Origin of the sequence: Arenibacter aquaticus (assembly GCF_003957295.1) — a bacterium.
In the GTDB taxonomy this organism is placed as follows: domain Bacteria; phylum Bacteroidota; class Bacteroidia; order Flavobacteriales; family Flavobacteriaceae; genus Arenibacter; species Arenibacter aquaticus.
In genome coordinates this window covers 163,442-175,709 of record NZ_RQPJ01000002.1, presented here as the reverse complement: position 1 = coordinate 175,709, position 12,268 = coordinate 163,442, and the positions used below count along the sequence as shown (strand labels likewise).

At 39.0% G+C, this 12,268-nt stretch carries 5 protein-coding genes; all 5 read left to right on the top strand.

The window, feature by feature from the left end; genetic code table 11:
• Positions 1-43: 43 nt before the first annotated feature.
• The 5 genes from EHW67_RS03760 to EHW67_RS03740 all read left to right on the top strand — a co-directional run bounded on the left by EHW67_RS03760 (position 44) and on the right by EHW67_RS03740 (position 12,004).
• The gene (locus EHW67_RS03760) at positions 44-3,958 is read left to right on the top strand and encodes a hybrid sensor histidine kinase/response regulator transcription factor (protein WP_126161026.1); all 3,915 of its coding nucleotides are present in this window, start codon (positions 44-46) and stop codon (positions 3,956-3,958) included.
• A gap of 126 nt (positions 3,959-4,084) precedes the next feature.
• Positions 4,085-6,394 (top strand): PSD1 and planctomycete cytochrome C domain-containing protein, encoded by a 2,310-nt coding sequence (locus EHW67_RS03755; protein WP_126161025.1) that lies wholly within the window; start codon positions 4,085-4,087, stop codon positions 6,392-6,394.
• A gap of 24 nt (positions 6,395-6,418) precedes the next feature.
• Positions 6,419-7,873, top strand: coding sequence for a DUF1501 domain-containing protein (locus EHW67_RS03750; RefSeq protein WP_126161024.1), 1,455 nt, complete (start codon positions 6,419-6,421; stop codon positions 7,871-7,873).
• A 4-nt stretch (positions 7,874-7,877) separates the two neighbouring features.
• Complete coding sequence (locus EHW67_RS03745) at positions 7,878-9,989, top strand: c-type cytochrome domain-containing protein (RefSeq protein WP_158285066.1); 2,112 nt, start codon at positions 7,878-7,880, stop codon at positions 9,987-9,989.
• Between the two features lie 401 nt (positions 9,990-10,390).
• Positions 10,391-12,004: a sulfatase family protein gene (locus EHW67_RS03740; RefSeq protein WP_126161022.1), complete on the top strand. Its 1,614-nt coding sequence runs from the start codon at positions 10,391-10,393 to the stop codon at positions 12,002-12,004.
• Positions 12,005-12,268 lie beyond the last annotated feature (264 nt).

Genomic DNA, 12,268 nt, shown 5'->3' with positions numbered 1-12,268 from the left:
CAATGATTCAAAATTTGTATTGAATTGTTTCTATTTTTATAAAATGTTTAATAAACAACTTTATTATCCCTTGGTCTTTTTCTGTTTTTGGTTCATCGGAACAGTTTTATCTGTTGCTCAAGAACCATCAACTACCTATGAGATAACACGATTTAAACTACCAATAGAAACCAATGCCACTGATATTTTGGAAGATGCATATGGCTTTGTATGGATTGCTACGACAAATGGATTGTGGAGATATGATGGGGGCAACTTTAAGAATTACATAAAAAATGAAAATGAGGCAACCAGTATCACGGATAATCATATTTCTTGTTTGTACGAAGACACTGATGGTACGCTGTGGGTTGGGACTTATGGGGGTGGCCTATTAAAATATGATCGCGAATATGATCGCTTTCAAAGATTTATTCATAATGAAACGGATCCGAAAAGTTTAAGTTTTAATGAGGTAAGGGTCATTTTTGAAACTTCGGGAAAGGAATTTTATGTGGGAACCGATGGGGGTGGATTGAACCGAATGGATAGGGAAAAAGGTACTTTTAAAAATTATGCACATGAGGTAAATGATTCTTTAAGTATTAGTCACAACAATGTACTAGCAATTGAGGAAGGACCAGCAGATGTACTGTATGTAGGAACTTGGATAGGGTTGAATATTTTTGACCCCAAGACGGAAAAGTTCAAAAGGCTGTCCCAAAAGTCAGGGGGTGCCGCACATTATTATCCAAATTTAGAGTACTATGAAGAATTGATCCTATCCAATACTAAGCTTTATACTTTGGATAGCTCCAATGACTTTCAAAACTTCAATTTTTTATTTGAAAGGGCCAATTATATAAAAAAGGATTTTGGCGGACATTGTTGGTTGCTGGAAAAGGATCAGATTGCCCTGGTGGATTCGGATTTTGAATTAAAGGAACACATCTCCTTGAATGATAGATTTGTAGATAATGGATTTAATCTAGTAAAGGTATTCCATAACAAGCTGTCAAATGAATCTTGGGTTTTGGATCAGAACGGAGATTTTTTTCTGGTAAAAAAATCTCCTGTAATATTCGACTATTTTCTGGAACCTAGAACAGATGTGAAAATTTTTAAGACCGAGGAGAATTATTGGGTTTTTCAAGGAGGGAAAATCAAGATATTCGACAAAAAAAATCACAAACTACTAAGGATTTTAAAAGGGTTTATAAATCGGACCCATATAACCTCATTTAATGGCCAAAATGTTTGGGTAGTGGACAGGAATGATATATATAAGTTTACCCCATCTGGTGAGCTATTGCAAAAGTATCCCCGTGAACCTGGTGAATTGTTTGATGCCATGGAAAGCTCGGAAGGGTATATATGGACAGGGGAAGTATTGGGCGCAAGGGTTTTTGATCCCAAAACCAATACCACTACCTATTTTGATTGTGACCCCAATAAACCTGAAGGAATAGGCTATTTTCATAGGGGTAATATTGTTTTTGAGGATTCGGAAGGACAGTTATGGATAGGTACCGATGGAGACGGCCTTAAAAAATATCTGCCTGAAACCCAAGAATTTACACATTACCGCCATCAAATAGGAAACACGCAGACCATCAACAATAATTTTATAAACACAATTTTTGAAGATAATGATCATGTTCTTTGGGTGGGGACCAATTCTGGTTTATGTAGTTTTGACCGGGCAAACAATGTTTTTACGCAGCTTAACCATGATATTATAAAGGATAAGATCATAAATTCCATTCAACAAGATATGGATGGCAATTTATGGGTAGGCACTCCAAATGGTTTAATAAAGTTCAATTACACCGATAATGAAATTAGAATACTAAATAGTCAGGATGGATTAATATCTCACAAAATTGGTCTCTCCAGTTGCATGTTGGACAATGGCCATTTAGTTTTTTCCACTAACAAAGGTTTAATGGTTTTTGACCCCAAAAAGGTGGAGCCCAAGAAAAATGTACCGGCGGTTTATATTGCCAAGCTTTGGGTAAATAATGAATTAGTGCAACCCAATAGTTCCTATATAAAGCGAAGTATAGAAGTTGAAGATAATCTGTATTTGGAGCATACGGATAAAAAAATTGAATTAGAGTTTCAGGCAATCCAATATGTAAATACCCAAAGATGTCAGTACTCCTATAAATTAGAGGGCTTTGATACGTCATGGACCATAGCCAACGGAACAAAGGCAACATATACAAATTTACCTTCTGGGAATTATAAGTTTTTACTAAAAGCTAGCAATGAGGATGGGATATGGGACACCAAAATTACCCATTTAAATATAGTAGTAAAACCTCCGTTTTGGGAGCTATTCTGGGTTAAGTTTATTTTTGTAAGCTTATTAATCCTTCTTCTGACGCTTGTCTTATTGCGAATAATTAAACGGGAAAGAATAAAGAATAAGTTTGCATTGGAAAAGGAACGGGTATATCAATTTGAAGAATTGGCACAGATGAAATTGCGATTTTTTACCAATATCTCCCATGAACTAAGAACCCCGTTGACCTTGATTGCCTCTCCTTTGGATCAATACACTAAATATGGTGTGGCCCCAGATTCTAAAATTTTGCGCATGATGCATAGAAATAGCAATCGTTTGTTGGAACTGGTAAATCAAATATTGGATTTTAGAAAACTGGAAAGTGATCAAAAATTAAAGGTGAAGCTGCAGAATGACTTGTCTATATGTAACAACATTCATGATGCCTATGCGTATTGGTCAAAAGAGAAGGGTATTGAGTTTAGTTGCAAGCAGCCTAATGTGAATTATGGTGTTTATTTTGATTCGGATATCTTGGAGAAAATAATTTCCAATTTAATTTCCAATGCATTTAAGTTTACCCCTAAGAATGGAAAAATAGAATTAAACGTGGCTTATTCCTGTGTTGATGTTGATTCGCAAGCTAGGGTTTCAAAAGGTTATTTAAATATAGAGGTAGTAGACAACGGCATGGGCATTCCCAAAAAATATCAAGAAAAAGTTTTTGAAAGGTATTATCAGTTAGATGAAACTCCAAACAAGGGGTATAGCACGGGAATAGGTTTATCATTAATATCAGAGCTAGTAAAACTTCATGGCGGAAATATCCAACTAAAGAGTGAAGAGGATAAAGGCTCTCTCTTTAAAGTTAGCATTCCGATAGGGTATAAGGACCATGGCATTGATGTAACCCCTACTTTGGAATCGACCAAAAATAAGGAGGATGGGAAAACGGTAGTGCTTATCATTGAGGATAATGAGGATATAAGAAGCTATTTGTGTCTGGAACTCGAAGATGATTATAAGATCCTGCAAGCGGAAAACGGTGAGCAAGGTTTTAAAATGGCAGTCGAAAGCATACCTGATCTTATCATCAGTGACATCATGATGTCTAAGTTGGATGGAATTCAGGTAGCCAACCAACTAAAGACCAACGAACTGACTTCCCATATACCATTGATATTTTTGACGGCAAAAACAGGATTGGAGAATGTATTGAAAGGGTTGGAAACCGGAGCGGAAGATTATATCCAGAAACCTTTCAGTTTATCCGAAATAAAGCTAAAGATCCAAAATAGATTGAAGAGTAGAAGGCAGTTGGTTAAAAAATATCAAAAAGAATCTTTAGTGTCCGATACACCTACTACTTTAGATAATTATTTGGTTAAGATCAATGATGTTATTGACCAACAAATAGACAATACAGAGTTTTCAATCGACCTTTTATGTCAGGAATTGGCCATAGGACGTTCACAACTATATAGAAAAATTCAGGCACTGACAGGTAAGACCATTATTGAGTATGTCAATACTTATAAATTATCAAAGGCGATGCAGCTGTTGAAAGAAGGACAATTAAGCATTAAAGAAATAGCCTTCAAAGTGGGATACAATGACAATCGTTATTTCAGCCGTGTATTTAGAAAGGAGTTTGGGTGTCCGCCATCTTCCTATTTTTCCAAAAAATAGAAATAGTAGGTTGGGTATTCAAAAAATGCACCTAATTGCACAATTAATCTACATGTGATGGGTACGCAGCAAGTATATTTACACATGTTTTGTTTATGTCATTGCATCATTAAGCGTATTATCCGTATGAAAAATAAAGTAATATACCTTCTTTTTCTTCTTTTGTGCACTGTATTCACCTCTTGCAAACAAAAAGGTGAATATGCAGCAATTCCATCGAAAAAAATTCCCGAGGTAGTGGACTATAATTTTGATGTTCGTCCCATACTATCCGATAAATGTTTTGCCTGCCATGGGCCAGATGTAAATAAAAGAGCCGAAGATTTGCGGTTAGACACTCCTGAAGGCGCATATAAGGCCCTCAAGGACAGGAAAAACGAATTCGCCATAGTTCCCAATAATTTAGAAAAGTCGGTGCTCTATCAAAAAATAACGGCAAAAGACAGTACCGAGCTTATGCCTCCTTTGGATTCCAATTTAAAATTGTCTTCCTACGAAATAAAAATTTTAAAAAAGTGGATAGAACAAGGGGCCTCCTATGAACCGCATTGGGCCTTTATGGCAGTAGACAAGCCTAAGCTGCCCGAGTTGAAAAATGCAGATTGGGCAAATAATGAAATTGATTATTTTATTCTACAAAAATTAGAAGATATAGGGTTGACTCCGAATCAAAAGGCAGATAAAGAGCGACTGTTAAAAAGAGTTTCCTTGGATATTACAGGACTTCCTCCATCACCCGAAATGCAGAAAAGATTTATCCAGGATGATGCTGCCAATGCCTATGAAAAAATTGTCGACGAGCTATTGGCCAGCGATCATTATGGTGAAAAGATGGCTAGCCACTGGTTGGATGTTGCCAGGTACGCTGATTCCCACGGGTTTCAAAACGATCAATTAAGAACCATGTGGCCTTGGAGAGATTGGGTGATTTACGCCTTTAATGAAAATTACAGCTATGAGAAATTTGTTACCTACCAATTGGCCGGCGATCTGGTTCCCCAGAAGAATATGGAGACAATTTTGGCTACAGGGTTCAATAGAAATCATAAAATTAACCAAGAAGCGGGAATAATCGAAGAAGAATTTAGGGTGGAAAACGTTACCGATAGAACCAATACATTCGGAAAGGCCTTTTTGGGGCTGACCTTGGAATGTGCTAAGTGTCACGACCATAAATACGATCCCATATCGCAGAAGGATTATTTCAGCACTTTTGCATTCTTCGATAGGATGCCGCCTAGACAAAACAAGGGTGAAGTGTTGGCAGAGGCACCTTTTATAACCATTAGCGATGAGGTTGTTGAGAAGGAACTTCCATTTATTAATAAAAAGGAAGAAGAGGATGTTGACGTCATGGTCATTGAAGAAAGGCCGGATGTTAGAACCACACATATTTTAAATAGAGGCGTATATGACGATGTTGGCGAGGAAGTAAGGGCTAACACACCGAAATCGGTTCTGGAATTCGATGATAGCAGTTATGAGCGTAACCGATTGGGTTTGACAAAGTGGTTGTTCGATGCAAAAAATCCATTGACCAGCAGGGTATTTGTAAATCGTATGTGGCAAGAGATTTTTGGGGCAGGAATCGTAAAGTCATCTGGTGATTTTGGCATGCAAGGGGATTTGCCTACCAATGTTCATTTGTTAAATTGGTTGTCGGCAGATTTTATGGAGAACGGCTGGGACATGAAACACATGATCAAGAAAATTGTCATGTCTGCCACATATAAGCAATCATCGGTTATAAGTAAGGATAAACTGGCTATCGACCCAGAGAATAAATATTTGTCAAGAATGTCGCGCTTGCGATTTAATGCGGAAATGGTAAGAGACCATGCTTTGGCAACCAGTGGCTTGCTAAATCCTGAAATAGGTGGACGAAGTGTTAAAGTGTACCAGCCAGACGGATTGTGGGAAGCTGCCAGTTCGGGCAGAGGGGTACTGGCCAATTATGTACAGGATCACGGTAAGGATCTGTACCGAAGAGGTATATATATTCTTATAAAGCGTACTACTTTACCTCCAGTGCAGCTTACTTTTGATGCTGCTACACGTGATCAGTGCGAGGTACAAAGGCAATCTACCATGACTCCCTTGCAAGCTTTGATAACCCTAAATGATCCTACTATTTTAGAGTCAGCACGAGTGTTTTCCGAAAAATTAATGCAAGAGGATAACTCGGTTTCCGCAAAAATTGAAAAGGCATTTAACACAATAGTCGGTAGGACCATTAAGCCCCAAGAAAAGGAAATGTTGTTGAGCTACTACAACGATCAAGAATCTGCGTTCATGAAAGAAACGGAACGGGCCAAAGCATTTATTGATGTCGGGGAATTTCCGGCCTCTAAAAATAGGGATGTCGTAAAGGTAGCCGCCCTAATGCAAATTATTCATACGATATATAATCTGGAAGAAACTATAGTAAAAAGTTAACCACCTTCAAAAAATACGACACCAATGGAAAAGGAAATATTTGAACACCATCTAAATACTAACCGTAGGCATTTTTTAGGTAAAATGGCATTGGGATTTGGAGGTGTGGCTTTGGGATCATTGTTAATGCCAGATTTGTTATCTGGGAAAAAAGTTGCAGAAAACCAATTGCCCTTAGGTTTAAAACATTTTGCCGCCAAGGCAAAGAGGATTATACTGTTGGTTCAGAATGGAGCTCCTTCCCAATTGGAAAGTTTTGACTATAAACCAAAGTTGAATGATATGTTCGGACAAGACCTGCCTCCCTCCGTACGAGGAGACCAGAAGTTGACGGGTATGACTGCAGGCCAAAAATCATTTCCCTTGGTAGGGTCAAAGTTCGGGTTTAAGCAATATGGCAACGCAGGGACCTGGGTGAGTGATCTGTTTCCGAACATTGCCAAGATTACCGATGATATCTGTGTCATAAAAAGTATGCATACCGATGCGATTAACCACGATCCCGCCTTGACATTTATGCAAACGGGTGCACAGGTAGGTAACAGGCCCAGCATAGGTTCTTGGTTCAGCTATGGTCTGGGTAGTGAAAATAAAAACTTACCTGCCTATTGCGTATTGTTGTCAAAAGGAAAAGGTAACGGACAAGGTGTATATTCAAAATTATGGTCCAACGGCTTTTTGGATAGTTCACATCAGGGAGTACAATTAAGTGCCAGTGAAGACCCTATTTTATATCTGAATAATCCCAATGGGATGGATAGCAAAACCCGCCGTACCATGTTGGATCATTTAGCTTCCTTGAACCAGCTGGGGTATGAGGAGTTTGGAGATCCAGAAATCCCGGCAAAAATAAAACAGTATGAAATGGCATATAGAATGCAGACCGCCGTACCTGAAATTACCGACGTGTCCAAAGAACCTGACCATATAAAAAAAATGTATGGCCCGGATTGCATGGTTCCCGGCACCTATGCCGCAAATTGCTTGTTGGCCCGAAAGTTGTCGGAGTCCGGGGTTCGTTTTGTACAATTATATCACCAAGGTTGGGATCAGCATTCAAATTTGGTGGGTGAAATGCAAGGTCAGGCCAAAGATGTGGATATGGCTTCGGCAGCATTGATTACCGACTTAAAACAAAGGGGGTTATTAGATGAAACGCTTGTCATTTGGAGCGGGGAATTTGGCAGAACAAATTACTGTCAAGGTAAATTGACCAAGGATAATTATGGAAGGGACCATCATCCTAGATGCTTTAGTATTTTTATGGCCGGAGGCGGTGTAAAATCGGGCATCTCCTATGGCAAAACCGACGAATTGGGCTATAATATTACCGAAAATCCGGTACACATTCATGACTTACATGCCACCATTATGCATTTAATGGGCCTAGATCATGAGAAGTTGACCTATAAACACTTGGGCAGAAGGTTTCGCCTGACCGATGTACATGGCCATGTAGTAAATGATATTTTGGCATAAAAGCATGAAAAAATCCGTTCCCTTCTTTTTGAACACACTGTTCTTTCTGCATATTTTTTTAGCCTTTTTAGTGGTTTTTGAAAGTTATTTGGAAATTCCATTTTGGTTACAGCCGCTAGGCAGAATGCATCCGTTGCTGTTACATTTTCCAGTAGCCTTTATTGCGCTTATGGTACTGCTAAACCTCTTTAGAAAACAAATAGATACCACCTCCTTTGAAAAGATCAATTACTTTTTATTATTGCTAACTGCTTTTACAACCGTACTGGCAACAATAATGGGCCTATTGCTCTCCCTGGAAGGGTATGAGTCCGAACTCATGACCTTGCATAAATGGATTGGAATAGGGATCAGTTTTGCGGTGTATGCAATGGTTTTGACGTATCTACACAAAAAAGTGTACCAAATCTTGTTGTACACCAGCTTTGTGGGAGTGGTTTTTGGTGGACATTTTGGGGCCGGGCTAACACATGGAAGTCATTTTTTAATGGAACCCATAACCAGTGCAGCGGTTAAAAAAATGGATGAAAATACGCCAATATATACAGCCTATGTTGCACCTATTTTAGAAAAAAAGTGCACCAGTTGTCACAATCCACAGAAAAGCAAGGGGGAGTTGGACCTAACAAATGCTGAATCCATAACTAGGGGCGGAGAGAATGGTGAGGTTTGGTTGGCACATAATCCTGAAGAAAGTCTGTTGCTGCAGCGCGTAGCACTACCGTTGGAACATGAAGAGCACATGCCTCCAGAAGGTAAATTGCAATTAACCAGTAGGGAAATTGAGCTTATAGAAAGCTGGATTGCCCATGGTGCGGATACTGAAATTTCGTATGCCCTATTAAAGAATGAAGACCGTTTAAAACAACTCGTAGCTGAAAATTGGCTTAAAGGGGATAGTGAAAAAGAGGCATATACGTTTGATTTTGTGGACACTAAACTTATAGATGATCTAAATAACCCCTATAGGACGGTAGTTCAAAAATCCCCCACTTCGCCGGCTATTGAAGTCACCATTTATGGCAGAAGTAGTTACAAAGCTGAATTTTTGACCGATTTGGCTAAAATTAAGGAGCAGGTGATATACCTAAATCTCGCGAATTTGCCTCTGGATGACAATAGCCTAAAATTTGTTGGGGAGCTTAAAAATTTAGAGCATTTAGTATTGAATTTTACAGAGGTTACCAATGAGGCTTTGGCCGCTCTTGTGGCCAACACCAAATTACAGTCACTTTCTTTGGCAGGTACCTCGGTTGATATAGCCGCTCTAAAGTATTTAAAGGAGATTAAAAGTTTGAAGGAGTTGTTCGTCTGGAACACCCAAATGTCCGACGCCGATATTTCGCAATTGGTTAAGGAATTGCCCAGCGCAACCATAAATGAGGGGTATATTCCAGACCCGGAAGAAAAAATGAACCTGACACCACCAACCTTAATAGGGGAGAGGAATATAATTAAATCCGGAGACCGTATTTCATTAGGGCATAAAATGAATGGAGTTAGTATTAGATATACCTTGGATGAAACCGAACCCAATGAAAAATCTGAACTTTATAAATCAGAAATTACTATGGATTTGCAGGGAGAAAGATCTAAAACAGTAAGGGCAATAGCTTATAAGGATAATTGGCTGCCAAGTGAGGTTTCAACCTTTATATTTTATGATAAAGGCCTTGTTCCCGACGGACTGGAAGTGGTGCATCCCGGAATTTTAAGTTCTTACACCGGGGAGGCAGCAAGAATATTGAACGACGGTGCCAAATATGACGCCAATACTTATTATTATTCGAAATTTTATGCTTCTTTCAATAGTAAGCCTCTCATAGCCATTGCCGATTTTAGTAAGTCAAATCCCAAAATTAAGGAAGTGGTCCTAAGTTGTGGTATTCCTAGAAGAGCTAAGAAATCATCATTGAAGTATGTTGAAATTTGGTCTTCCAATAATAAGGAAAATTGGACTTTATTAAAAAAGTTGAACCTTGCCACCGAGCTTAACATGGATAAGCTTAAAGATATCTCTGTAAAGTTCCCGGAGTCAACCGCAAAATACTATAAGGTAGTTGGGCAGCCCAATACGGAAAGCACATTGCGGGTAAATCAGTTGTTTTTCTATTAGGGCTCTTCAATAGATGGCACCTTAAAGCTTTTTTAAAGGAAGGGTAAAAAAGTTAACAAGAGGTTGTTGTACCAGGTTAATAATAATTCCCAATCTCGTTCAAGATTTCCATGTCTTATAATCTTCCATTTCCTAATCTATACGCCGTAATTAGCAATTAAGGTAGGGGTGTATCCCGTTTTGCCGGCTGCCCACAATTGCACAAAGTCCTTGTGTGAATTGGCAACTGGGATATTGAGCTCAATTCCTAATACAGATTTCCGTACCTTAGTGATATGTTGGAAATCGATTTTTTCTTTTTAGTAAGGGCGGCAGGCCCAGTGCATTGGGCAGTTTTCCTTTGCGTGGGATAAATGGTAAAATGTTTCCAACATGAACAATAAATAGACCATACCGCTATTATGATGAATAAATACTTGTTGCTGATTGTATTTTCTATTGCATTACTTTTTTCCTGTAAAGATAGAACCACCAATAAAAAAGAAGGATTAGGCATTGGCGATAAACCCAATATTCTGTGGATATATTTAGAGGATACTGCCCCACTAATGGGCTGCTATGGGAATTCGGTTGTTGCTACCCCACATATAGATAGCTTGGCCATGAAGGGTGTCTTGTTTACCAATGTAATTATGCCTGCTCCGGTCTGTTCTGCCAGTAGATCTAGTGTTATTACCGGGATGATGTCTACTACTATTGGGGCTCATAACCATCATAGTTCCCGCAATGCGGAAGGAGCAATATATTTACCAGGGAATATAAAGACTGTCCCGGAACTGTTTAAAGAGGAAGGCTATTTTACCTTTAACAATGGGAAGGACGACTATAATTTTATGTATGATAGGAGGGAGCTGTATGACCAGGATTATTCCTATCATCCCTTATATGGTAAAGGCGGGGTGCGATTACTGCTAGCAGACCTGCCAAGAAAACAGCCATTTTTTGGTCAAATTCAATTATACGGGGGCAAGGAGATTTTTAATTCCAAATTCAAAAATAATGTCGTTCATCCTGTAGATAGATCTAGAATAGAACTGCCACCTTATTTGCCCAATCATCCTGTTATCCTTGAGGAATATGCCAATCACTTGGATGCCATTCAAATTACGGATGACAAAGTTGGAGGTATCATAAAAGAACTAAAACAAAATAATTTGCTTAACAATACCGTTGTTTTTTTCTTTTCGGACCACGGGATGCGTCTAACACGAAATAAACAGTTTCTTTATGACGGGGGGCTGCAGGTGCCCTTGATCATTGCCGATTTTAGGAAGGATCACAATATTTTTATACCTGGAAGTGTCAATACCGATCTTATCGCCGGTCTGGACTTGGGAACCACTGCCCTGGGTCTGGCGGGTATTCCTATCCCTGATTATATGGAGGGCAAAAATTTTTTGGACCATACTATGGCCGCACGGGAATATGTCGTCTCTACCCGGGATCGATGTGATTTTACCATAGATCGTATTAGATCGGTACGTTCCAAAGAGTACAAGTATATTCGTAATTTTATGACGGACAGACCCTATACCCAGCCAACCTATATGGATTACGATGGGGTGCCCTTTGTTAAGGTAATGAAGCAATTACAAGCAGAAAACAAGCTTAACCCAGTGCAGGACCAATTTATGTTGGCGGAACGCCCCTCCGAAGAACTGTACGATCTGAAGACCGATCCCTTTGAATTGAATAATTTGGCTGACAATCCGAAATATTTAACAGTATTGGAAAATTACCGCTCCGTGTTGCAGCAATGGATTCTTGATACCGATGACCAAGGGCAGTATGGTGAGCCTGAAGCAGGCCTAAAATTTATGTTGGGAATCTGGGGTGAAGCATGTGTAAACCCTGAATATGATGCGCTTAGAAAAAAACATCCTGATCTTGGGGGCTCCTTGAATTATTTAAAGGGCGAATCAAGCATACTGGTGGACTCAACTGTAGTTGGGATTCCAGTTTTTGACATAGATGCCGGTAAAGTGGTTTATGTACCTCATGATCAGGCTGAATAGGATCAATCGAATAGTATTGGGAATACAATTTATGTTTGGTTTGAGCTATTTGTTCCATTTAACCCATTCATTTCTATTAAAAATATATTCGTTAACCTTTTTTATAGTTGTGCTGAATCTATGATTTCTCCACTCACTTCTGCATGAGCTGATTTTTAAGATCTATTGACTTTTTAAGAGGCGGGTAACTAATCCCTACCGTCTTCTCAGCTAATGGCAGAAAAGTCGGTAAGGCCAGTCTATAAGTGGCACTATACAACCAAG

Excerpts from the sequence above, each read along its gene's own strand:
- EHW67_RS03760 (WP_126161026.1), top strand. The coding sequence starts at position 44 with ATGTTTAATAAACAACTTTATTATCCCTTGGTCTTTTTCTGTTTTTGG.
- EHW67_RS03755 (WP_126161025.1), top strand. The coding sequence starts at position 4,085 with ATGAAAAATAAAGTAATATACCTTCTTTTTCTTCTTTTGTGCACTGTA.
- EHW67_RS03750 (WP_126161024.1), top strand. The coding sequence starts at position 6,419 with ATGGAAAAGGAAATATTTGAACACCATCTAAATACTAACCGTAGGCAT.
- EHW67_RS03745 (WP_158285066.1), top strand. The coding sequence starts at position 7,878 with ATGAAAAAATCCGTTCCCTTCTTTTTGAACACACTGTTCTTTCTGCAT.
- EHW67_RS03740 (WP_126161022.1), top strand. The coding sequence starts at position 10,391 with ATGATGAATAAATACTTGTTGCTGATTGTATTTTCTATTGCATTACTT.